The organism is Microbulbifer maximicatervae (SeqCode) (assembly GCF_052467305.1).
In genome coordinates this window covers 653,860-675,067 of record NZ_CP174306.1, presented here as the reverse complement: position 1 = coordinate 675,067, position 21,208 = coordinate 653,860, and the positions used below count along the sequence as shown (strand labels likewise).

At 44.1% G+C, this 21,208-nt stretch carries 23 protein-coding genes and 1 pseudogene; 23 read left to right on the top strand and 1 reads right to left on the bottom strand.

What is annotated here, in order from left to right; genetic code table 11:
* Positions 1–200 precede the first annotated feature (200 nt).
* From ACJJI4_RS02995 to ACJJI4_RS02985, 3 genes are all read left to right on the top strand, one after another.
* Complete coding sequence (locus tag ACJJI4_RS02995) at positions 201–644, top strand: hypothetical protein (protein WP_444926999.1); 444 nt, start codon at positions 201–203, stop codon at positions 642–644.
* A gap of 189 nt (positions 645–833) precedes the next feature.
* Positions 834–2,198: an IS4 family transposase gene (locus ACJJI4_RS02990; RefSeq protein ID WP_444895875.1), complete on the top strand. Its 1,365-nt coding sequence runs from the start codon at positions 834–836 to the stop codon at positions 2,196–2,198.
* Between the two features lie 44 nt (positions 2,199–2,242).
* Positions 2,243–2,881, top strand: a complete 639-nt coding sequence (locus ACJJI4_RS02985; RefSeq protein WP_444926998.1) for a hypothetical protein — start codon at positions 2,243–2,245, stop codon at positions 2,879–2,881.
* A gap of 1,153 nt (positions 2,882–4,034) precedes the next feature.
* On the opposite strand, the gene ACJJI4_RS02980 is transcribed toward ACJJI4_RS02985, so the two are convergent.
* Positions 4,035–4,871: a transposase gene (locus ACJJI4_RS02980; RefSeq protein ID WP_444926997.1), complete on the bottom strand. Its 837-nt coding sequence runs from the start codon at positions 4,869–4,871 to the stop codon at positions 4,035–4,037.
* A gap of 590 nt (positions 4,872–5,461) precedes the next feature.
* On the opposite strand from ACJJI4_RS02980, the gene ACJJI4_RS02975 reads away from it, so the two are divergent.
* The 20 genes and pseudogenes from ACJJI4_RS02975 to ACJJI4_RS02890 all read left to right on the top strand — a co-directional run bounded on the left by ACJJI4_RS02975 (position 5,462) and on the right by ACJJI4_RS02890 (position 21,195).
* Positions 5,462–6,208, top strand: coding sequence for a hypothetical protein (locus ACJJI4_RS02975; protein WP_444926996.1), 747 nt, complete (start codon positions 5,462–5,464; stop codon positions 6,206–6,208).
* A gap of 226 nt (positions 6,209–6,434) precedes the next feature.
* Positions 6,435–6,986: a hypothetical protein gene (locus ACJJI4_RS02970; protein WP_444926995.1), complete on the top strand. Its 552-nt coding sequence runs from the start codon at positions 6,435–6,437 to the stop codon at positions 6,984–6,986.
* Positions 6,987–7,958: 972 nt separating this feature from the next.
* Positions 7,959–8,156: pseudogene (locus ACJJI4_RS24100) on the top strand (transposase); the annotation flags it as partial.
* Positions 8,157–8,203: 47 nt separating this feature from the next.
* Entirely contained in the window at positions 8,204–8,419 is a 216-nt protein-coding gene (locus ACJJI4_RS02965) for an IS3 family transposase (protein WP_444926994.1), read from the top strand.
* A 99-nt stretch (positions 8,420–8,518) separates the two neighbouring features.
* Positions 8,519–8,671, top strand: a complete 153-nt coding sequence (locus tag ACJJI4_RS24095) for a DDE-type integrase/transposase/recombinase (RefSeq protein ID WP_507021925.1) — start codon at positions 8,519–8,521, stop codon at positions 8,669–8,671.
* 9 nt (positions 8,672–8,680) lie between these two features.
* Positions 8,681–9,010: an IS3 family transposase gene (locus ACJJI4_RS02960; RefSeq protein WP_507021924.1), complete on the top strand. Its 330-nt coding sequence runs from the start codon at positions 8,681–8,683 to the stop codon at positions 9,008–9,010.
* A gap of 44 nt (positions 9,011–9,054) precedes the next feature.
* A complete protein-coding gene (locus ACJJI4_RS02955; RefSeq protein WP_444926993.1) occupies positions 9,055–9,588 on the top strand; it encodes a hypothetical protein in 534 nt (177 codons plus the stop codon).
* A 760-nt stretch (positions 9,589–10,348) separates the two neighbouring features.
* Entirely contained in the window at positions 10,349–10,753 is a 405-nt protein-coding gene (locus ACJJI4_RS02950; protein ID WP_444926992.1) for an ester cyclase, read from the top strand.
* Between the two features lie 516 nt (positions 10,754–11,269).
* The gene (locus ACJJI4_RS02945; protein WP_444926991.1) at positions 11,270–11,785 is read left to right on the top strand and encodes a hypothetical protein; all 516 of its coding nucleotides are present in this window, start codon (positions 11,270–11,272) and stop codon (positions 11,783–11,785) included.
* 55 nt (positions 11,786–11,840) lie between these two features.
* Positions 11,841–12,176, top strand: coding sequence for a hypothetical protein (locus ACJJI4_RS02940; protein WP_413664758.1), 336 nt, complete (start codon positions 11,841–11,843; stop codon positions 12,174–12,176).
* A gap of 80 nt (positions 12,177–12,256) precedes the next feature.
* Positions 12,257–12,613 carry a DUF6508 domain-containing protein gene (locus ACJJI4_RS02935; protein ID WP_444926990.1) on the top strand — a complete coding sequence of 119 codons (357 nt, stop codon included), beginning with the start codon at positions 12,257–12,259 and terminating at the stop codon, positions 12,611–12,613.
* 1,344 nt (positions 12,614–13,957) lie between these two features.
* Positions 13,958–14,278, top strand: coding sequence for a hypothetical protein (locus ACJJI4_RS02930; RefSeq protein ID WP_444894831.1), 321 nt, complete (start codon positions 13,958–13,960; stop codon positions 14,276–14,278).
* 751 nt (positions 14,279–15,029) lie between these two features.
* Positions 15,030–15,434, top strand: coding sequence for an ester cyclase (locus ACJJI4_RS02925; protein ID WP_444894832.1), 405 nt, complete (start codon positions 15,030–15,032; stop codon positions 15,432–15,434).
* Positions 15,435–15,498: 64 nt separating this feature from the next.
* Entirely contained in the window at positions 15,499–15,831 is a 333-nt protein-coding gene (locus ACJJI4_RS02920; RefSeq protein WP_444894833.1) for a hypothetical protein, read from the top strand.
* Positions 15,832–15,935: 104 nt separating this feature from the next.
* Positions 15,936–16,313, top strand: a complete 378-nt coding sequence (locus tag ACJJI4_RS02915) for a hypothetical protein (protein ID WP_444926989.1) — start codon at positions 15,936–15,938, stop codon at positions 16,311–16,313.
* Between the two features lie 81 nt (positions 16,314–16,394).
* On the top strand, positions 16,395–16,880 hold the full coding sequence (locus tag ACJJI4_RS02910) for a hypothetical protein (RefSeq protein ID WP_444894835.1): 486 nt from the start codon (positions 16,395–16,397) through the stop codon (positions 16,878–16,880).
* Between the two features lie 69 nt (positions 16,881–16,949).
* Positions 16,950–17,345, top strand: coding sequence for a hypothetical protein (locus tag ACJJI4_RS02905; RefSeq protein ID WP_444894836.1), 396 nt, complete (start codon positions 16,950–16,952; stop codon positions 17,343–17,345).
* Positions 17,346–18,152: 807 nt separating this feature from the next.
* Positions 18,153–18,767 carry a hypothetical protein gene (locus ACJJI4_RS02900; RefSeq protein WP_282931626.1) on the top strand — a complete coding sequence of 205 codons (615 nt, stop codon included), beginning with the start codon at positions 18,153–18,155 and terminating at the stop codon, positions 18,765–18,767.
* 807 nt (positions 18,768–19,574) lie between these two features.
* On the top strand, positions 19,575–20,144 hold the full coding sequence (locus ACJJI4_RS02895; RefSeq protein WP_444926988.1) for a hypothetical protein: 570 nt from the start codon (positions 19,575–19,577) through the stop codon (positions 20,142–20,144).
* Between the two features lie 619 nt (positions 20,145–20,763).
* Complete coding sequence (locus ACJJI4_RS02890; protein WP_444926987.1) at positions 20,764–21,195, top strand: hypothetical protein; 432 nt, start codon at positions 20,764–20,766, stop codon at positions 21,193–21,195.
* Positions 21,196–21,208: the final 13 nt, after the last annotated feature.

Sequence of the window (21,208 nt, the reverse complement as noted above, 5' to 3'; positions counted from 1 at the left end):
TACAAGACCTTTTTGGTGTTGTAGTTGCCATTCGCTAGTAATTAGCATCTAATAGAATCCATTAAATAGTGATTTCCCTGCAGGGGGCTTTCACCCCATTAGTTCGCGCCCATGCTGGGCGTACCAAGTTGCTCAAGTACACTCCGGGCCGTGGGACTGCCTAGCATAGTATTTTGACTCAGTAGTTAACGAGAAAAATAATGGACGATAAAGTTAAGAATATAAACACACCTGAAAAGTGCGAGATATTCGCAAAAAATTGTATTGCACACGGAAGAGAAGATCTTGCAACCCAAGCAAGAGAGCGCGCAATTCAACTGCGAGCTGAGGCCCATGGTGCAAATACAAGCGCAGAACGTGAAGCTCTTGCAGCAGTATATGCCTATGAAGAAGTGTTGAGCATTAAAAACGGTAAAAAGACTCGTGCCGGTCGTACATGGCAAATGATTGAACGCCGAGGAATAATTGGCGCAGTCGAGAGAGCTGTTAATCGGCCAACTGAAACGCAAGGCTATACGGCTCTGTTAGAGGTGGGGCTTCAAGATTACGCTTTTGAAAATGTCATAATCCGTCATCCTGATTTATTTAGTGAGTCCGCGGTGAATATTTCCAGAGAGCGGATTCAACAATGGAGCAACTCATAACAATGCGTTGCAGATCGAAGTCTTACTTATGCGCGGTCGTTACGCTCCCAGTTTCGCGTATAAAGCATCCAAAGTTAGCCACGACTGAGCGCGGCGCTAAGTTTTATACACAAGTTTTTTAAGTTTTATTATGTAAATCAATAAGTTACAGTTTAGCCCAGTAAGAACTACAGATTTGGCTGGATAATTATGCAGGACTGGGTCATGGACGAAGTAAAAAATCAGGTTATGGGTGATACACGCTTGAATAAGCGCTTGTCTAATATTCTCAGTAATTTAAGTTCAGACCCAAACAATAGCATTCCTTGTGCAAACAAAACTTGGGCAGAAACGTTTGCAGCTTATCGCTTTATAGAAAATGATAAAGTCAACTTTGACTCTATTATGAGCGGTCATAAATCGGCAACTCTTGAGAGAATCAAAGTGCAGCCTGTTGTTCTTATCCCACAAGATACTACCTTTCTAAATTTTGCCACTGACCTAGAAAGTAAAGAGATGGGAACACTTAGGCGTAAAGAGACCAACCAACAACTCTTGCACACCTCCATCGCGATAACACCATCCAGAGTTAATTTGGGTGTTGTTGAAGGTAGTATGTGGCAGAGAGATAAGGAATCAAGTTCTAATTCCCGCTATACCAAGTCGATAAAGGATAAGGAGAGTCGACGCTGGCTAGACCATTACGAAACGGCTTGTCAGATACAAGAGCACTGCCCTGAAAGCACAATTGTGAGTATTGCTGATAGAGAGGGTGATATTCATGAGTGGTTTCAGCTGGCTGAAGAGCAAAGTGAACAGCGGCGGGCGAGCTATATCGTTCGAGCTAAGGCCAATCGCACTTTAGAGCTCGATGGAGAAGAAACGGTTTTGCTTTGGGATCATATGAATGAGCAGAAATCTGTCGGTCTATACACGGTAGATATTCCCAAACGGAATGGAGAGCCTGGAAGAAAAGCCAAGGTCAACGTATCCACTACTGAGATACGGTTGCTAGGAAAAGGAAGATCTAAACGACCACTTTCTCTCTATGCTGTATTGGCTAAAGAATTAACCCCACCAGAGGGTGAAAAAGGCATTGAGTGGATGCTGTTAACTGATCTTCCAGTTGAAGACTTTAAGCAGGCGAGAGTTATCATTGAGTGGTATCGAAGCCGGTGGGAAATTGAAACCTATTTTCGGGTGGTAAAAGGCGGATGCCAGATAGAAAGTAATCGTTTTAGAACAGAGCAGCGAATGTTGAACTGTATTGCGATCTATATGATTATTGGATGGCGACTACATTCGATAACTACACAAGCAAGAAGTCTTCCTGATGAACCATGTACGAGTGCTTACTCTGAAAAAGAATGGCGCATGGTATGGATGATGCGAGATAAAAGTTCCCCACCGAATATACCTCCAAGCATGAGAGATATAACGCGTATGTTGGCAGGCCTAGGGGGATTTCTAGGACGTAAAGGTGATGGCGAACCAGGGGTTAAAACTGTTTGGCAGGGATATACCAAACTGCTCCATTATATTGAAGCAGCAGAGGCTTTAAATGGGCTTAAATGATGTGTATAAAACACAGGCGCGGCGTTATGTGATTTGAGAACGTTATGAGTTTTTCAGGAAAGATTTTAGGATACGACCCCGGTGGAAATGGGGTTCATGGTGTAGCTTTAGCAACCATCAATGACAATCAAATTCTAGATCTCGAAATTCAGACCCTTTCTACCGCTGAAGATGTTATTAAGTTTGCCTCTCAAGCTACTACAGTAGACGTTCTGGCTATTGATACACTAACAATATGGTCTACTGGTTTAAGTGGGTGGAGACCAGCTGATCGCTGGCTAAAACAGAGATATAGGAAAATCACTCATAGCATTGCCTCTGCAAATAGTTTATTTGGTTCTATGGGGCTTAATGGTATGTCTGTAATGTCCGAGTTGAGGAAAAAAAACCCAAATATTAGAATCACAGAAACCCATCCCAAAGTTCTATATTTTGAATTGGCTGGAGACAAGTATGATTATAAATTTAGCTCACATAGTATGAATGCTTTTGTATCTGACCTGTTGGGTGTGCGAATAAATACAGCTAATGATCATGAGTGGGATGCAGTCGTTTCTGTTTATGCAGCAATTATGGGGTATTCTGGTCAATGGCCTACTAACCTCCATGATCTTGCAACAGAAAATACTGAACGTTTGGTAAAACCTGCTGGAAACTCTGAATATTGGTGGCCAGTCACATAAATCGGGTGGACGGTAGTTTCTAGCTACCGGCCCCCAAACCACCCATCGTGCAGGTCCGTAATGGGTGGCTCCCTATCCGTAACCAACGATAGCGTCGATCAGCTCTTCATTTGAGTTGAATGTCATGGCAGAGCGCTACCTCAACTTATCCGACTGGAAACATATCGGTAGGCTAACCCTGTCTTTTAACCCATGGATTTTAGGTTCAGGCCTTCACCTTGTCCAAGGTATTAATCTTGGTATTAGGCTACTATCCTATCGGCTGACTTCTGTTTAATCATCCTGACCACCACTGACCAAAACGCTACTATATTCCACCACCATTTTATATCCTCGCGATGGTGGCTAGCGGGTTGGGCCTACTTATGAGTCTGCGACCATGCTAACAGCTTCACCCTAGCAAGCTAAACAGATCCGCCAGATAAGAATGTAAACGCTCACACACCACTGCATCATTGACTCTACCTGTAAGGTGTCCTTGGCCACCTCCCCTCCAGGCTAAGCTTTATATGATGTTTCTGTCCGTCAGCTCGTAGTTTTGCTAGCGGCTTCCTCCCCACAAGACCTCACGGCATTGCAGTTGCCATTCGCTAGTAGTTAGCATTTAATGGAATCTATTAAATGGTGATCCTCCTACAGGTGACTTTCATCCCATTAGTTCACGCCCATGCTGGGTGTACCAAGTAAAAGCACTCGACGCCAAAACCGTCACTTCCCTATGGTTTTGCCACAGGTGTTTTATGCGTTAAGCATCAATCTCTCCACCAAACAATAGGTATGTCTATATGAACCAAATAGCAACGCAGGATGTAGTTCGCATATCAGATAGTCTTTCTAAGGGAATGGATAAACTATATAAGACTGGGGGGTTCGCATTAGCCTTTGGGTTTGCTGGCATTTTATCTAAGCAACACTAGGACACCCACAGATTGAAATATGACACAGGAAAAAGTACAGGCCTTCAAAAAACAACATCAGGACACCCACAGATTGAAAGATGACACCGGAAGTAGTACGGGCCTTCCACTTTAACGGCCATTTCTCCTTCCTGGAGCTGGAAGAGGTTAAATACAGAAAAATTATGTTTGAGCTTTAAAATTTTGTGATTTTGGCCAAAAACCAGAAGGAATAGTATCGAAAGGTTGAGAGGGAATTAGTGGGGCGTTGCAGAAAGGAAACGTTGGCAATCGCCTATGCCATGTACCCAGCGTTTATTGAGCTGAATACAGACTTGCCGTACAGCCTCTGCTGATCCCACCAGGCCTTTAAAGCGGCTTTCAAAGTTCCGATTAAGATAAAGCCAGTGTTTTGTTGAGATTCCCAGCCGCTCAAGGATAGGGGGCGCGTTTTGAGAAATGGCACCGCGCTTTTTGGGGTCTAAATGCCGGCCACTCCAGTCTACTAACGCCAAATAGTGATCCAATTGAAAGGGCAACCCTTTCGGCATATTAAGGTGCTCGCCGCCCACAAACGGTAGTAGCTCCTTCGGTTGCTCACCTGAGATCACAGCGCGAACACGCTGCTGAATGGACGTGTGATCGGAGTCCTCCGGGGTTTTTGCAATATCGGCACGGATAGGGTTGAGATCGACATAGGCCATGCAGGCAGCCAAAGCTCTTTCATCCAATAGCGCCTGAGATTTGAAACGGCCCTCCCAGAAGCGGCCAGTACAGCGGTCTTCTGCATTGGCTTGGCGAGCAATAGATTCGTTTAGGCAGCGCATAAACCAACTGATATCCATTAATCGCTCTCGCCACAGCTCAATCAGCTCTTTAAGCTTGTTCTTTTCACTGCAATCCAGAGAGGCACCCTGAATAAAGCGTTGAGCCAAATTAGAAGCTTTAAATAGTTCCTGCCAGCGGAGAATGACTTCAGTATCAGACCAAGTTCTAGCCGTTTTAGCATCGATATAGAGCACCACATGGTAGTGATTACTCATTACCGCATAAGCAGCGATATCCAGCGCAAAGATAGCAGCTAGCTTTTTCATCCCAATCTCAATCCACTGGCGCCGGTGTTCATAATCCCTCCCCAATAGAGCATCTCTTCCACAAAGGAACGCCCGGCGTACACAGCGGGAGACGCAGTGATAGTACGGAGTCGCATCAAGTGAGATCTGTGAGCGGCGAGGCTGGGTCATCGGGTATGGATTTAACTGTTTTAATATCCAGTATTTTTATTGTGATTTCAGTATTGTGTCAATAGCCGTGACGCCTTAAGCTCTACCTTTGATGGGTGTCCAGAAACGGCTTCCTTCCAGAAACGGCTTCCTTCCAGAAACGGCTTCCATCCAGAAACGGCTTCCAGCTATCTCAGCCTTGCTATTCAGGCTCGAGGCCCACATGACTATCCGAGTTATGCCTAGTGAGTGCTTATCACGTTCATACTTGTTATCGGTCTTTTACGAACCGGCCAGGCAGCGAACTGTGATAAACAAGGCCTTCGGTGGCCGCCGAAGGTGGGTCTCAATTTACCCGTTAGCGAAAAGGATTTTCAACAACAGAATCGGGCAAGAACAACCATACAAGTAAAGGCACCAGACCGCTTTGGTTTTGATGCAGGAGCCTTAGGCGTTATTAGGTGGCTTTACAAAGCACTCCCAAAAAGAATGTACTCTTCATTTCCTTAGAGGTAAAAATGAATAATTGTATTAATGCACTTGTTGAGTATTTCAAAAATGAAGTACCAAAACTTGAGAGCAGATACTCATGGAAAATCCCACAAATCTCTGATTTTGAATCATCAGGTAAAAGTGGATACCAGCAGAACATTGAATTAAAGCATCACTTCAATGCAAAGTGGCAAAGCTCAAATACAGAAAATAAGCTTGCTCTATCAAAAGAGGTAGTAGCAGATTGGGGCGGTGTTCGTGGTAATAAAGATGAAACTCTAACATCATATGTAAATGAGCTTATCAAAGAAAAACCACGAACACCGCTAAAAGGCATTGCAAGTTACTCCAAGATCTTCTCCATTGTAGATATGGATAAATATGCTATTTATGATGCTAGAGTTGCAGCCTGCTTAAATGCTGTTCAGTGGAACCATGGTGTTTCTACAGGTCTAGCCTTCAACTATATTAGCGGCCGGAATAATGTAGTTGGCAATTCAATCAATAAAAGTGGTTTCGTTTATCAAGAAGAGTTCAAGGTGAGTTCACTTGTTGCTGCGGGCTGGCAGAGAATAAAGAGAAATGATACTTATCAAGTTTACCTCAATGTTCTAAAACAGTGCCTAAAATCATTACCAGGTTACAAACTATACGATTTGGAAATGGTGCTTTTTGCAAATGCAGAAACCGAATGTTTGAAAGCAATGAGTGCTTAACTCAGCCACCTAACAAAGCAATCAAGGGGATATCAAAAGTCGTGCTGCGCGCGAAAACGCTTTTGCCAGCCCTTATTGCTAGCGTTATGACACAAGACTATAAGAACCAACACATATAAATCACGCTATGTATAAAAATAAACATTATATTTACGTACTACTAATACTCTTGGCTTCGTGCACTAGTCACGATACTACTAAAAAAACTTCGGGCTCCTCTCCAGATATGAAATATGAGGCTGTTCGTATTTGTAGTGCCATGTTGGATGATATGAGTAGCCAAATCCTTACAGAAGCAGAGAAGCTTAAGAGAACCAACCCCGAGAAATCTGAACTTGTAAAGAGAAAAAATGAAATAGGTGTTAAAATGGCAGCTATTTCGTGCGAATGCAGCTCTGAAGAAGCTTTAAATAAGCGGACTTACAAAAATTCGAACCACCTTAAAAATGAAATTTATCGCTTCTCTTCTGAATGCAAATATAAGGGAATCGAAGAGTCTGGATTTATTGAGTTACATCGTTCAAATCTTATTAAGGCTTGCTACTTTAAAGGTAGCTTAGCTGCCAATTTAATGATTGCTTCTTTTGGTGATCTTTGGCTCGTAAAATCACAAGACTACGATATCCAAACTCTGGAAAAAGCCTATCCCGCCCAAGCAGAAAAATGTGCATGTTTTTCAGAAGCTGTATCAAAAATACCTGCTAACGAACTATGGCACGATAAGCAAGTAAGTTCTAGCAGTAGAGTAAATATTGCACTTAAATCATGTGGTATCTAATTGGTGCTCGACACGTCATAAATCGAGTAGCCGGTAGTTTTTAGCTACCGGCCCCCACACCACCCATCATGTGGGTCCGCAATGGGCGGTTCCCTATCCGTAATGATTCTCTACCCAACGATAGTGTCGAGCATCCCTTCATTTGAGTTGAGTGTCATGGCCGAGCAATACCTCAACTTATCCGACTGGAAACATATCGGTAGGCTAGCCCTGTCTTTTAACTCTTAGAGTTTGGCTCCAGGCCTTCACCATGTCCAAGGTAACAATCTTGGCGCTAGGCTACTATACCGTCGGCTGACTTCCGTTTAATCACTTTGGTCATTACTGACCGAGGCGCTGCTGTGTTCCACCACTCTTGTCTACCCCTCGATGGTGGCTAGTGGGTTAGGCCTACTTATGAGTCGGCGACATGCTGACAGCCTCACAGCAGCAAGCTAAACAGATCTCCCCAGTTAAGAACGTGAACTTTCACTACACAACTGCATCATTTACTCTACCCGTTAGATCACATGGCTTTGGTATCCTTGGCTACCTCGCCTCCAGGCTAAGCCTTATATGATGTTTCTGTCCGTCCGCTCGTAGTTTTGCTAGCGGCGTCCTCCCCACAAGACCTCGCGGTATTGCAGTTGCCATTCGCTAGTAGTTAGCATTTAATGGAATCCATTAAACGGTGATCCTCCTACAGGGGACTTTCACCCCATTAGTTCACGCCCATGCTGGGCGTACCAAGTAAAGCCAAAATCGGCCTTGCGGGCCTGGACTCGCTACGCTCGCCGTTGCTTTAGGCGTTAAGTGTAAGACTTACCCATGTTTAGTAGACACCCTGTATAGTTAGGTTTAGGCCTAACACGGAGGTGTATCATGGGTAAGAAAAGAACTCAGGCGTATACGTAGGAGTTCCGCAGAGAAGCAGTTAAGAGAGCGGAAAAGCCTGGACTAACAACAGCTTCTGTGGCATGAGAACTAGGCGTCAGCGCACAGCAGATCTATAATTGGCGTCGTCAATTTAATCGACTGTCTGACAAGCAGTTCAATAGTTCAGGCGGCGTCGACTATTCCAAACAAGAAAGCGCTGAAGTTTGCAAGCTCAAGAAGGAGCTGCATGAAGCTCGTGAGGAGGTTGAGTTTCTAATAAAGGCAGCTGCGTACTTTGCGAACCACCAAGAGTAAAGTACGCGCTGATACAAGAGCATGTAGGGTCATTCCCGGTTAGCTTGATGTGTCGGTATTTAGAAGTCTCAAGATCGGGTTATTATCGATGGCGGGGGCGGTTGCCATCTGCTCGTACGATTAGAAAGATACGAACAATCGAGAAAACCCGAGAGACGTTTGCTGCGTTTAAAGGTCGTTATGGAGCGCCTAGAATCGCTTGCGAGCTTCAAGAGTTAGGTGAGCCATGTTCACGGAACTACGTCGCTAAGCTTATGCAATAGGAGTATATTAAAGCGAGAAACGGCAAAGGCTTTCGATATAGTCAGCCCGTAGAGGGGAGCATTAATGTCTCCGCCAACTTACTTAAGCGTTGCTTTGATGTGGAACGACCAAATTGCCGCTGGACTAGTGACATTACGTATATCTGGGTTCTGGAGCGGTGGTTGTACCTCGCGGTAGTTATGGATCTGTACTCTCGACGTATTGTAGGTTGGGCATTTGACTCCCAGATGACCGATGAGTTGACACATTGAGCGTTGAAAATGGCCCTAGAGCGACGACCAATAACGCCTGGACTAATAGTTCACTCTGACAGGGGGGTGCAATATCGATCGCAGAAATACCAGGATCTCTTGTCCGAAAGCAAGTGCAAGCCGAGTATGAGTCGCCAGGCTAACTGTTGGGATAATGCGGCAATGGAATCATTCTTTAGCAGGCTAAAAGTCGAGCTGGTCTATGCCGGAACATTCGAAAGCGAAGAGCAAGCAAAATCTGAGGTGTTTGAATACATTGAGATTTTCTACAATAGGGTTCGTAGGCACTCTGCATTGGGCTATGTAAGTCCAGCAGAGTATGAACGAAAATACGCATAGTTAGAGTGTCTACTTTTTGTGGGCAAGACCAGTGTACAAAGGAAATGAAGCTACTCATACTTACAATTGCATCGATTGCACTTACTGGTTGTATTGAACCAATTCTTTTTACAAGTTGTGCCGTAGAAAAGCCATTTACTTCGTTAGTTGAAAAAACGAAGTACTTCGAGGCAAAAATGGTTTTTACCAGCGAGCTAGGTGAGCATGAGGCAAAAACAACCATCCAGTGCAACGTAGTAGATTATCTGTGCCACGCCGGAGAAATGGGGCTTGCAGAGGTCTGGGAAACAGTCCCGACCGAGAGCATCACTTTATCAGCACCGCTCTCAGATAGTGCCACATTTAAAATAGGCACCCCAAACTGTTCTGGGCTAGTAAACTCTAACAACGCATATTTAGCAGGGCGAGAAAGTTATAGCTATTGGCAAAAGCCCAGAATTGAGTCGGCTGCTGAAACAACGAATGTGTCAATTTGGTATCCAGAGCATCGTAAAAAATTTGATGGCTTAGGTATCAAAGGGTTTAAATTAACTGTGGTGCAGGTAGATAGTCCTGCACTTAAATCGGGTAACCGGTAGTTTTAGCTACCGGCCCCCACACCACCCATCGTGCGGGTTCGCAATGGGCGGTTCCTATCCATAATGAATCTCTACCCAACGATAGTGTCGAGCAGATCTTCATTTGAGTTGAGTGTCATGGCAGTGCGCTACATCAACTTTAACCGACTGGAAACATATCAGTAGGCTAGCCCTGTCTTTCAACTCGTGGATTTAGGTTCAGGCCTTCACCCTGTCCAAGGTATTAATCTTGGCATTTGGCTACGATGCCTTCTGCTGACTTCTGTTTAATCACCCTACTCATTACTGAGCGGAGCCCAGCTGTATTCCACCATTTTTTCTATCCCCGCGATGGTGGCTAGCGGGCTGGGCCTATTTATGAGTCAGCGGCCACGCTGACAGCTTCACAGCAGGAAGCTAAACAGATCTCCCCAGATAAGAGCGTGAGCTTTCACTACACAACTGCATCATTTACTCTACCCGTTAGATCACTCGGCTTCGGTGTCCTTGGCCACCTCGCCTCCAGGCTAAGCCTTATATGATGTTTCTGTCCGTCAGCTCGTAGTTTTGCTAGCGGCTTCCTCCCCACAAGACCTCACGGTGTTGCAGTTGCCATTCGCTAGTAGTTAGCATTTAATGGACCCATTAAATGGTGATCCTCTTGCAGGGGACTTTCACCCCATTAGTTCACGCCCATGCTGGGCATACCAAGTCAATTAACTACGCGCCTCTGGCGCCCGACAGCTTACACTCTGCTTCGTTATGTTTCTGAGGATGACTAGTGCATAAAGATCAAGTTCGAAGATTTTATGAGGTTCTTTGGGATGCCCACGATAAGAAAGCAATGCCATCGATCCTGCATGAGAGCTTCTCCTTTAGAGGATCATTGGGACAGGAAAAGCGAGGTCACAAAGGTTTCGCTGAATATGTCGATATGGTTCACAAAGCGCTGGGTGACTACAAATGCATTATTGAAGATCTCGTAGAAGAGGGACACAAGGTTTTTGCAAAGATGTCCTTTACCGGATTTCATAGAGATGAGTTTATGGGCTTTTTACCATCACATAAACGCGTAACTTGGAATGGGTGCGCCTTATTTACCTTTGAAGGTGATCGAATCTCTGATGTATGGGTGCTGGGTGATTTAAAGAGCCTTGAAAACCAGCTCAAGAAAAACGAAATATAACAGTCGCAGCCTGCAGGACCGTCGCTACGCGACGATCTATGCTGCAAGGCGTAAAATCTAAGCACCATGAAATCTAACATATTCCTACTATTCTATTTATTCAGTTCAATTTCTGACGCGGTAGGCATTGAGAATCCGGCAAAAATTATCAACGCAAAGATTGTAACCAATCAATTAGATCGCTATATTTCACTAAGCTGTCAGAAAGGTCAGAACACAGAAGTGTTCGCCCTTACTGATCACCCTAAAGGCTATGAACTCTCTATTCCTAAGGGTTCAATTTCGGGATGCCTGCAAGGTGAATACTTAGTTATTGAAGGAGACAATAGACTTCTATTATTCATTGGACCCAACCCTCGGCCCGTATATAGAACCAAGTAAACTAACCAAGATTGAACAAATTTCTGCATCTGACCGCCTACACCGCTCGCTTTGTACTGTACGCTTACGCTAGCACAAAGCGCTCCGTTCCGGCGGCAACTGAACAAGGCGTTAGTTTCCATCAGGCTTCGATCAATGAAAGTTATATATCTAACCTTATTAATCATCCTTTATTCTCAGCGAGCCATTTCGTTTGAATATGATCATAAGAATTTAAGCTTTGATTTGAATAATGCCTCTGACATTGTTATTGCCAAGAAAATCTCAGGCCGAATTCCGTACGCAGATCTGACATATGAAATTAGCTCATATAACTCAAAGCCCATTGAGTGGCGTGACTCCCAAGCCTGGGAGAGATTACAAGATCTGAATCGAGGTATCGACTCAACTTTTTTGGTATTGAATTCAATCAAGGGTTCTTTTGAAATAGGGGATCGATTTATATTTAACGACTCATGGATACCTGTTGAGTTGGGTTCAGTTCAACTGTATTTTCTTTATCGGAAAAACGATCAAATCCAGTCTAATCCGTGTCATCGAATGCCAATCGGCGATAACAAACAATCAGTCGTCGAGCTTTCTTCAGATCCTAATGGGATTATTGATTTGGTTTTACGCAACAAGCTATCATTCTGCGATTCAAAAAACTGACAATGCAATGCACTGGACCTCCTGTGTATTGCTTAGGGCGTTATGACTTCCAAATATGAAAGAGATTAAAGAAAGAATTATAAACGCGGGATTAGGTGAAAAAGGGTTGCCGGTATTGGCCAGAATGGGTGAAGATCCAGGAAAGGAATATATAGAACAACTGCTGTCTGACTTGCATTCACTATTTCAAAACCTAAAAAGTTCAAGCAGTTTGAGCAAAGAGTTGTCGTACGCCTTGTACTGTATAGGCCACTATCCATATATTGAGTACTCAGCATGGATTGATAAAGGTGCAACATTTAGAGGCGACCTGATTGACCCTCAGATATTTCAGTTAGAAATGGCCGTTGAAAGTATATTTTGTAATGAATGGTTGGAGTATGTTAATTAATCAAAGTAAAATAATAACAAAAAGCTCTTACGGAAAACCTACGGGTTGCTTCGGCGTCCGTAAAGCTTTGCGTTATGCACATGAGAACTGAAGCATTGAATATTGAAGATACAGAGAAGTTAATATCATGCTATCAGTTGGCGATTTTGGCGCTTCCAAAAGTAACTCGTCATGAAGGATATCCTTATTATCCAGATGAGATCTCTGATTTTATGAATCTTTTAGAGCGCCCGCCTTGGGTAGCATATGAATATCAGCCAAAGAAAATTAGAAATATTTTAGATTCGATTGATCGAGCCACATTTGAAGAAGTCAGGTGGGCTTTAACTGCAGCAGCTAGAGCAGAAAGGTTTTGTGAAGGTTCCTGGGAGCTAACACTCAGAAATAGGCTTCTAGATCCAGTCCTTAAGCGACTTCAAGACCTACATCATGCATAACAAAGCCGCAACAATAGGACACCCACAGATTGAAAGATGGCTCTGGAAATAGTTCAGGCCTTCCACTTTGACGACCATTTCTCCTGGTCTGGTGTACGGCAAAGTGAAATACTGAAAAAATTATGCTTGAGGTTTGAAAATTGCGTGATTTTGGCCAAACCGGAAGGAATAGTATCGAAAGATTGGGAGAGAATTGGTGGGGCTTTACAAAAAGGAAACGTTGGCAGTCGCCTATGCCATGTACCCAGCGGTTATTGCGCTGAATACAAGCTTGCCGTACAGCCTCTGCTGATCCCACCAGGCCTTTAAAGCGGCTTTCAAAGTTTCGATTGAGATAGAACCAGTGTTTTTCTGAGATGTCCAGCCACTCAAGGATACGGGGCGTCTTTTGACAAATGGCACCGATTGGCTTGAGACCTACATAAGCTATAAAGTGGGCTTCCTAATAGGCCTAATTAATGACTTAGCGGCCAAGCAGACAGCAGCTAGCTAAACAGATCTCTCCAGATAAAAACGTGACCTTCCAATACACGACTACATCATTAGCCCGGCCCATTAGCCACATAGCTTCGGCATACTTGGCCACCTCGGCTCCAGCTAAGCCTTATAAGATGTTTCTGTTCGTCAGCTCGCAGTTTTACTAGCGGCTTCTCTCCGCAAGACCTCGTGATGTTGTAGTTGCCATTCGCTAGTAGTTAGCATTTAATGGAGCCCATTAAATGGTGATCCTCCTACAGGGGACTTTCTCCCCATTAGTTCACGCCCATGCTGGGCGTACCAAGTAAAGGCACGCCGACAAAATTGGCGCTGCGCTTCTATTTTGCTCGAGCTACGAGCGTTAAGTTTACTGAGTATGAATGAGTATTCGAGCAAGAGAGCACTAAACAGAACCATACGAAAGGTCGAAAATCAATTTGCCACCAATCTAGCTAAGTCAAAGTGGCAAAGAAGGCAGCTTGAGAATGATTTAGAGTGGTTTGTAACTTGGAAGATTAAGCAAGTAACCCAACCGAAGACCTTCTGGTGTGACGGAGCTACAGACTTGCATCTGGACAGAGTTTCCAAAAAACAGCTCCGTATAAAGGCTTTGATTCGTATTGGGCCAGAAAGCAACGTAAACTGCATCAAGGAAGCAATACTACAGGGGACAATTTTCTTAAGCTCGCACGGTAAAAGACTAAAGAACTATAAGCTCGTCATTGAGAGCGGTGAGTCAAAATATGTGCTATCGAAAAAAACTTAACAAGGCGTTTAACTACACTCCGGCCTCAAGCGGCCTCCGTCGGACAGCCAAAATCGTACTTCGCGCCGGCTGCCGGTTAGCTTATCCTTAGGTTTACATTGATGAAGTACTTCGGTTTTCTTATTGCCGTACTCTCTATAAGTGGTTGTGTCATTCAACCAAAGAAATGTTCGATGGCGCAGCCTTCAGAAGGCTGGGTGTATATTAAAAAGCCGCCTGCAGAGGTGACGGAAGCAGCGGCAATACAAATTGAGAGCGGAGCGCACCATCTATGGTTAAAGAATAAAGATGGCCGTTATGGATTTTGTAGTCGGCCTAGAGGTCACGTTGATTGTTCATATCATTTCGAAGAAATAGATATAGTCAATAATAATTATGAGCAAGTTACTTTAACAATATCTACGTGTGGTAGCCCCTATTAATGAATAGGCCGCAAAACCTAAATCTGATAGCCGGTAGTTTTAGCTACCGGCCCCCGGAGCTCCCATCGTGCGGGTCCGCAATGAGCGGTTCCCTATCCGTACAACGGTAGTGTCGGGCAGATCTTCATTTGAGTTGAGTGTCATGGCAGTGTGCTAACTCAACTTATCCGATTGGAAACATATCGGTAGGCTAGCCCTGTCTTTTAACCCACGGATTTCAGGTTCAGGCCTTGACCTTACCCAAGGTAATAATCTTGGTATTAGGCTACTATGCCATCGGCTGACTTCTGTTTAATCATCCTGACCAAGACGCTGCTATATTCCACCACCTTTTTATGTCCCTGCGATAGTGCTAGCAGGTTGGGCCTACTTATGAGTCTGAGGCCACGCTGACAGCTTAACCCTAGTAAACTAAACAGATTCGCCAGATAAGAACGTGAACGCTCACTATACCACTGCATCATTGACTCTATCTGTTAGGTGTCCTTGGCCATCCCGCCTCCAGGCTAAGCCTTATATGATGCTCCTGTTCGTCAGCTCGCATTTGCTAGCAGCTTACTCCCTACAAGACCTCACGGTATTGCAGTTGCCATTAGCTAGTAGTTAGCATTTAATGGAACCCATTAGTTCACGCTCATGCTGGGCGTACCAAGCCAATTAACTACACGTCTTTGGCACCCGATAGCTTACACGTCGCTTCGCTATGTTTCAGCTACGGGTTATTGAGGCGTTATGTTTCTGAGGATGACTGGTGCATAAAGATCAAGTTCGAAAATTTTATGAGGTTCTTTGGGATGCCCACGATAAGAAAGTAATGCCATCGATCCTGCATGAGAGCTTCTCCTTTAGAGGATCATTAGGACAGGAAAAGCGAGGTCACAAAGGTTTCGCTGAATATGTCGATATGGTTCACAAAGCGCTGGGTGATTACAAATGTATTATTGAAGATCTCGTAGAAGAGGGAGACAAGGTTTTTGCAAAGATGTCCTTTACCGGATTTCATAGAGATGAGTTTATGGGCTTTTTACCGTCACATAAACGCGTAACTTGGAATGGGTGTGCCTTATTTACCTTTGAAGGTGATCGAATCTCTGATGTATGGGTGCTGGGTGATTTAAAGAGCCTTGAAAATCAGCTCAAGAAAAACGAAACATAACAATCGCAGCCAGCAGGACCGTCGCTACGTGCCGACTTCTACTGCAAGGCGTTATGTGTAAAAAATGAAAGAACACCAAATACAAAAAGTAATAGACGAGCTTCCTGATGATAAGAAGATTCAGCTGTTGTGTAATTACGGCCATCAATTAACAATTCATGCCCGTGGTGGTTATGAATTTCAAGGGTCGGGTGTTACCGATCCGAGACTACTGAGAGACTGCAACGAAATTCAACACCGCGTTTTTCAAGCAGTTCGCGAAGTGGCTCAAGATTCAAACAATCAATTTTGTCTCAATAACGTTGGCGGCTGGATATCAGCCGAAGAAAGAAATGAAACAATACGTACAGCTAGTGTTCAAGCTTTTCAAACAGCACTGGCTAAACTCAACACATAACCAGGCACGCAATGCTCGGCCAAGGGAACCTTAGACTGGGTTGTCACTGCATCGTAGCGCCGGCCCATTCGCTTGGCGTTTAGCCTACAAAGGAATATCAATCATTGAGCAAGCACGTTGGCTGTATTATTAATGAACTTGAAGAATCAGAGATAGCTGATGATGATTTTAGTTTGTTTATGATTTTATTAAAAATTGATGATTCTGGAGAGGTGACATCAACTGAATCTATAGAGCCAATCGGTAAAATTGGTGTCGACATCGATAATGAAGAGTGCTTGTTTCATATAACTCCTTACGGCAAGCCTTTAAAAATATCTGAGGCATATGCAGAAATAGAAACTATTGATTCTAGGTTTTCTCTTGTCTCTGTAATAGAGAAAGAATTCGATGATTCATCATGGGTAAGAATGGATAATCCAGTAATTGGCTTTGGGGAAAATGTAAATGAAAAACGGTTTTTTATCGTATGCAGGGCTTAATAAAGGTAGGCAACTTCGCCCGCTAAAGGCGCGGGCTAGACTCGCTAACTCCCGCCTTTGCTACCGACGTTAGGCTCTCATATGAACGAAGCTCTAGTACTTGAATATTTAACCGATAGTGATGGTAGTACTAGGGATATTACGTTTACTCCAGCCACTTTGGCTTGTGTCGAAAAATTCATAAAGCTATTTCTCGAGGAATTCAGCGATGGCGAGCTTCAAGATCAAAACGGTGAAGTAGTTGAAATGTCTTCGGAAAGTGTAGTGTCTTACATCACACAACGTGAAGAAGGTTGTATTCATGGACAGCTGAAATCTAGAGATAGCTTTGTAAGACAAGTTCATCTGTTTCTCGATTGGCCTGAAGGTGAAAAAATAGCTGTTGAAATATCGTATTTTCCAAACGATCTTTGCAGTGATTTTACTACATCGATCTTTTTCAAAGCATTGAATAGTTGGTGGGATACTCTACAGACTAATGATGTATTCGTTAGGTATGAAAATGCTAGCTGGGAGTTTTATGATCCCGAGGGGCTGGGAGTCTTTTATCATGCTGTCAAGTCCTAGCTAGCACATGTTGTCGGACTGGTTTTCTGCTGTGCTCCAAACCAGCCGTAAATGCGGACGTTATGAACGATGAACACTCGGGCCAAATTTGTTTTTTTTCTATTGTTAGTTGTCAGCTGTACGAAGCAATATGATATTTCGCTAATAGTCAATGAAGCTATCGGCTTCAAGCCTAAAGAGGATTTCGTAGTTGTCAAGCGAGAGAAGGCTTCTGATATTGCAAAGTATTTCGATGACTATAACGAAATTTTCTATATAGAGATGTCAGAGCATGATCATGCTTCATTCATGAAGATCGTTGAGGAGGGTGGCTCCTGGAAGCTTCAGCCTAAATCTAGCCTTCCGGGCAGTAGTAACTTTCCGGAATGGGAAAAAATCATGTACTTCAAACAATATGGTCTTTTGACAATATTCAGAGTACGTGGCGACAGACGTGCGATTAATATTCAGGTCTACGAGCAGTGAGGCTCATAAATCGGGTAGCCGGTAATTTTTAGCTACCGGCCCCAACACCACCCATCGTGCGGGTCGCAATGGGCGGTTCCCTATCCGTATGAATCTCTACCCAACAATAGCGTCGAGCAGCTCTTCATTTGAGCTGAGTGTCATGGCAGTGCGCTACCTCAACTTATCCGACTGGAAACATATCAGTAGGCTAACCCTATCTTTTTACTCGCGGATTTTTGGTTCAGGCCTTCACCCTGTCCAAGGTATTAATCTTAGCATTAGGCTACTATGCCGTCGGTTGACTTCTGTTCAATCACCTTGACCATTACTGGCCCAGGCACCGCTGTGTTCCACCACTCTTGTCTACCCCTCGAGGCTAGTGGGTTGGGCCTACTTATGAGTCAGCAGCCACGTTAACAGCTTCATAGCAGCAAGCTAGACAGGTCCCCCCAGATAAGAAGGTGAACTTTCACTACACAACTGCATCATTTACTTTACCCGTTAGATCACCCGGCTTCGGTGTCCTTGGCCACCTCACTTTCAGGCTAAGCCTTATAGGATGTTTCTGTCCGTCAGCTAGTAGTTTTGCTAGCGACTTCCTCCCCACAAGACCTCGCGATGCTGCAGTTGCCATTCGTTAGTAGTTAGCATTTAATGGAGTCCATTAAATGGTGATCCTCCTACAGGGGACTTTCACCCCATTAGTTCACGTCCATGCTGGGCGTATCAAGTAAAGGCACTCGACGCCAAAACCTTCACTTCCCTATGGTTTTGACAGAATTGCGTTATGCATCAATCTCTCCACCAAACAATAGGTATGTCTATATGAACCAAATAGCAACGCAGGATGTAGTTCGCATATCAGATAGCCTTTCTAAGGGAATGGATAAACTATATAAGACTGGAGGGTTCGCATTAGCCTTTGGGTTTGCTGGCATTTTATCTATGGTATTGGCTAACATACCTGGACTAACTTTACCGTCTGAGTTATTTGTTGTTGGAGCGATATTGACTATCGGGTGCTTTTTATTTTTCGTGTATACCCATTTCCAAGGAGCACGAAAAGCACTTGCTGAAATCAATGAAAATAAGCCTCTGATTGATGCCGTACAAGATGTTTCTTTACAGGTCACAGAATTGACATCTGTTATTCAAGCGTACAGCTTTAAAAACCTGAGCAAAATACATAATACTTTAGAGGTTGCATGCCCTATTATTGAAGGTCTTCCCCTGGTTGGAGATAAAGCCAAAGAATGGGGATTAAATGATGCCTCAAGGATTTCAGGTATAATTGTGGATACTACTGAAAACACGAAAAACTTGGTAACGGAAGTTAAAGAAGCTCTTATCAAAGGTGATTTAAAGAAACTAAAAAGTTACTCCAAGGATCTTCAGCAAGCTGTGGACACAACCAAAGAGGCCCTAAAAACTAATGCTTAAATCGGGTAGTCGGTAGTTTCTAATTACCGGACCCCACACCACTCACCGGGTGGGCCCGCAATGGGCGGCTCCCTATCTATAATGAATCTCTACCCAACAATAGCGTCGAGCAGCTCTTCATTTGAGCTGAGTGTCATGGCAGTGCGATACCTCCGACTGGAAATATATCCACAGGCTAGCCCTGTCTTTTAAATCGTGGATTTTGGGTTCAGGCCTTCACCCTGTCCAAGGCATTAATCTTGGCATTAGGCTACCATGCCCTAGGCTGACTTCTGTTCAATCACCTCAGTCATTACTGACCGAGGCGCTGCTGTGTCCCAACATTCTTGTCTACCCCTCAATGGTGGCTAGTGGGTTGGGCCTATTTATGAGTCAGAAGCCGCGCTGACAGTTTCCCAGCAGCAGGCTAAACAGACCTCCCCAGATAAGAACATGAACTTTCACTATATAACTTCATCATTTACTCTACCCGTTAGATCACATGGCTTCGGTGTCCTTGGCCGCCTCGCCTTCAGGCTAAGCCTCATAGGATGTTTCCGTTCGTCAGCTCCTAGTTTTGCTAGCGACTTCCTCCCCACAAGACCTCGCGATGCTGCAGTTGCCATTCGTTAGTAGTTAGCATTTAATGGAACCCATTAAATGGTGATCCTCCTACAGGGGACATTCGCCCCATTAGTTTACGCCCATGCTGGGCGTACCAAGTTTGTCAATGATCGTCCTTAGGGCTGGACAGCTTTAAACGTGGCTTTGCCACAAAGCTGCCCATTACAAATGGCGTTATATTTTTACTGAACTATGGAGTAGTAAATGAAAAGACCTACATGGGCGACAATAATTGGAGTGTTGGCAATTATTTTCGGGATATTTGGGGTTCTTGGTGGCGCTCAGGAAGTAGTCATGCCTTCGATGCTCGAAATGCAGAAAGAAATGATGACTGAATTCAGTAAAGGGAAAACTCCTGATGGAAAGGATATGCCGCAATTGACACTAGAAATTGAAGAGGAAGGTGAACCCAAACGAATTGAGTTTTCTCAAATGATGGAGTCTATGCAAGAACAGTTTAAGGTCCCAGAGTGGTATGAATCTTGGTCAATTGTTTTTGGTATTGTATCTATGGTCGTAGCAGGTCTGTATCTTATATCTGGAATATTTCTAATGATGACCAAAGATTTCGCAATAAAACTTTTCTACATAGCTATCGCTGCGTCTATTATTTGGGCCATTATTCAAGCAGTAATTAGCTCACAGTCAAATAGTGGGTTCTTGATAGCTAAAATACCTGGCTCAATCACTAGCATTGTCATCGATATAATACTTCTTATTGTGGTTCTCGTTGGCAGTAAAGAGGCTTTTGTTGCTCAACAAGAAGAAATATAGATCGGGTAGCCGGTAGTTTCTAACTACCGGCTAACACACCACCCATCATGCGGGTCTACAATGGTCGGTTCCCTATCCATAATGAATTTCTACCCAACGATAGCGTCGAGCAGCTCTGCATTTGAATTGGGGGTCATGGCAGTGCGTTACGTCAATTTTATATCCTGCTGGCAACATATCGGTAGGCTAGCCCTGTCTTTTAACTTGTGGATTTTGGGTTGGACCTACTTATGAGTCAGCGGCCACGCTGACAACCTCACTGCAGCAAGCTCAACCGATCTCCCCAGATAAGTACGTGAACTTTCACTACACAACTGTATCATTTACCCTACCCTTTAGATCACATGGCTTCGGTATCCTTGGCCACCTCGCCTCCAGACTAAGCCTTACAGGATGTTTCTGTTCGTCAGCTCGTAGTTTTGCTAGCGGCTTCCTCCCCACAAGACCTCGCGATGCTGCAGTTGCCATTCGTTAGTAGTTAGCATTTAATGGAGTCCATAAAATGGTGATCCTCCTACAGAGGACTTTCACCCCATTAGTTCACGCTCATGCTGAGCTTGCCAAGGTGCAGCAACGGACTTCCGGAAATTGTGCACGGCGTTAGGACTGTAAACCTGAAATGAAATTATTAGTAACCCTTATCCTTGTTTTCATCGCTCAGGATACACTTGCATGTCCGGGGCTAAATTGGACGCCAGGACAGTGGGCTGAAAATGCGAAAGAAGTTTATATTGGTAGAGTGTCTAGCATATCTATTCCTGAGTTGGAACATCGAGTGTTAAGCAAAGAGCAAGAAGGTTATTTAGTTCGTGGAGCGGAAAGAGTAATCCGAATAAAGGTATATGAAACACTGAAGGGCAGCCAAGAAAATCTTGTTCAGGTGAAATTAGGTTGGTGTCGTGGCGGTAAAGCGGATCTTGGAGAAATGGTAGTTCTTTATAGTCTTGGTAAGGAGTGGCACGCAAAGAAAGCTGGTAGTGCGATTGCCAAAACTAGAGCAGCCCTAACAAATAAAGACACCGGTCGTGGTAAAGCTACGCCGGTGCTTTAAACGTAAAACGTAG

What these genes read in the sequence shown, in the direction of transcription:
- ACJJI4_RS02965 (WP_444926994.1), top strand. Translation starts at nt 8,204, where the DNA reads ATGTGTCGGTATTTAGAAGTCTCAAGATCGGGTTATTATCGATGGCGG.
- ACJJI4_RS02910 (WP_444894835.1), top strand. Translation starts at nt 16,395, where the DNA reads ATGAACGAAGCTCTAGTACTTGAATATTTAACCGATAGTGATGGTAGT.
- ACJJI4_RS02995 (WP_444926999.1), top strand. Translation starts at nt 201, where the DNA reads ATGGACGATAAAGTTAAGAATATAAACACACCTGAAAAGTGCGAGATA.
- ACJJI4_RS02945 (WP_444926991.1), top strand. Translation starts at nt 11,270, where the DNA reads ATGAAAGTTATATATCTAACCTTATTAATCATCCTTTATTCTCAGCGA.
- ACJJI4_RS02955 (WP_444926993.1), top strand. Translation starts at nt 9,055, where the DNA reads ATGAAGCTACTCATACTTACAATTGCATCGATTGCACTTACTGGTTGT.
- ACJJI4_RS02980 (WP_444926997.1), bottom strand. Translation starts at nt 4,871, where the DNA reads ATGAAAAAGCTAGCTGCTATCTTTGCGCTGGATATCGCTGCTTATGCG.
- ACJJI4_RS02900 (WP_282931626.1), top strand. Translation starts at nt 18,153, where the DNA reads ATGAACCAAATAGCAACGCAGGATGTAGTTCGCATATCAGATAGCCTT.
- ACJJI4_RS02935 (WP_444926990.1), top strand. Translation starts at nt 12,257, where the DNA reads ATGAGAACTGAAGCATTGAATATTGAAGATACAGAGAAGTTAATATCA.
- ACJJI4_RS02970 (WP_444926995.1), top strand. Translation starts at nt 6,435, where the DNA reads ATGAAATATGAGGCTGTTCGTATTTGTAGTGCCATGTTGGATGATATG.
- ACJJI4_RS02930 (WP_444894831.1), top strand. Translation starts at nt 13,958, where the DNA reads ATGAAGTACTTCGGTTTTCTTATTGCCGTACTCTCTATAAGTGGTTGT.
- ACJJI4_RS02890 (WP_444926987.1), top strand. Translation starts at nt 20,764, where the DNA reads ATGAAATTATTAGTAACCCTTATCCTTGTTTTCATCGCTCAGGATACA.
- ACJJI4_RS02895 (WP_444926988.1), top strand. Translation starts at nt 19,575, where the DNA reads ATGAAAAGACCTACATGGGCGACAATAATTGGAGTGTTGGCAATTATT.
- ACJJI4_RS02940 (WP_413664758.1), top strand. Translation starts at nt 11,841, where the DNA reads ATGAAAGAGATTAAAGAAAGAATTATAAACGCGGGATTAGGTGAAAAA.
- ACJJI4_RS02905 (WP_444894836.1), top strand. Translation starts at nt 16,950, where the DNA reads ATGAACACTCGGGCCAAATTTGTTTTTTTTCTATTGTTAGTTGTCAGC.
- ACJJI4_RS02920 (WP_444894833.1), top strand. Translation starts at nt 15,499, where the DNA reads ATGAAAGAACACCAAATACAAAAAGTAATAGACGAGCTTCCTGATGAT.
- ACJJI4_RS02990 (WP_444895875.1), top strand. Translation starts at nt 834, where the DNA reads ATGCAGGACTGGGTCATGGACGAAGTAAAAAATCAGGTTATGGGTGAT.
- ACJJI4_RS02985 (WP_444926998.1), top strand. Translation starts at nt 2,243, where the DNA reads ATGAGTTTTTCAGGAAAGATTTTAGGATACGACCCCGGTGGAAATGGG.
- ACJJI4_RS02960 (WP_507021924.1), top strand. Translation starts at nt 8,681, where the DNA reads ATGGCCCTAGAGCGACGACCAATAACGCCTGGACTAATAGTTCACTCT.